The organism is Pseudoalteromonas sp. SG44-1 (assembly GCF_014164315.1).
Lineage (GTDB): Bacteria > Pseudomonadota > Gammaproteobacteria > Enterobacterales > Alteromonadaceae > Pseudoalteromonas > Pseudoalteromonas rhizosphaerae.
The window spans coordinates 1-1,300 of the sequence record NZ_JACJEW010000175.1; the positions used below are offsets into that span (position 1 = coordinate 1).

1 pseudogene is annotated in these 1,300 nt (G+C 42.5%); it reads left to right on the forward strand.

Going from position 1 to position 1,300, the window contains the following annotated elements:
• Nucleotides 1-1,300, forward strand: a pseudogene (locus H5187_RS23575) (IS3 family transposase); the annotation flags it as partial.

Sequence of the window (1,300 nt, forward strand, 5' to 3'; positions counted from 1 at the left end):
AAAAAACATCAACTTGAAACACACCAGACGGGTAGCCAAATGACAGCAGAAAAACGACCACAAGACTGGCGTTTAGAAGAAAGACTCAGCGCGATTATTGACTGTGGCCATTTAGATGAAGCAGCCATTAATGAATACTGCCGTAATAAAGGGCTTTATCCGCATCATATTAAGCAGTGGAAGCAAGACTTTGCCCAAGGACCTACAACGAAACTAGCTAAATCAGACAGTAAACAGTTAAAGCAAGAAATAAAACAGCTGCAAAAAGAGCTTAATCGTAAAGATAAAGCCTTAGCTGAAACAGCCGCTCTGCTTGTTCTCAAAAAAAAAGCGGATGCACTCTGGGGTTTCAACGAGGACGATTAACAACACAGGCTGAGCGACATGAATTAATAACGCTTATCACAAGCGCACAGGCTTCAGGGGCAAGGAAAGAAAAAGCATGTGAGTTACTTGGGCTGACGGTAAGAACCGTTCAGCGCTGGATTGAAGCTGACAATATGACTGACAAGCGAACAAGTACGATAAAACGGCCGCCAAATCGTCTCACAGAATTAGAGCGGCAGCGCATTATTAATACGGTTAACTCAACTGAGTATGGGCATTTACCGGCCAGTAAAATAGTCCCTAAGCTGCTTGATAACGGCATATGGATAGCGTCTGAAAGTTCGTTTTATCGTGTCATGAAGGCACATAACTTATTAACGCATAGAGAAAAAGTAAAGCCAGCTAAGCCGATGAAAAAGCCAAGGGCATTGAAGGCAGTGCGTGCAAATGAAGTATATACTTGGGATATCACCTATTTACCAACGAGCGTGAAAGGGCAATTTTTATACTTATATTTAGTGATGGACATTTTTAGTCGAAAGGTTGTTGGCTGGCAGGTTTACGACACACAGTTAAGTGAGTTAGCCGCAGATTTAATGAAGGATATTTGCAGTCGGGAGCAAATAAAGCGCGAGCAAGTCACGTTGCACTCAGATAATGGCAGCCCAATGAAAGGCGCGACATTGTTGGCAACATTACAGGAGTTAGGGATTGTGCCATCATTTAGTCGACCATCAGTAAGTAATGACAATCCATACTCTGAGTCGTTATTTAAAACGTTAAAGTATCGCCCAGAATACCCAGAAAAGGCATTTGAAGATATAAGCGCAGCAAGAGAATGGGTAAGCGGGTTCGTTGATTGGTACAATAATGAGCACCTACACAGTGGTATAAAATTTGTGACGCCAAATCAACGTCATTTAGGTTTAGATAAAGAGATATTAGCCAAGCGTCAGCAGGTAAACGACGCAGC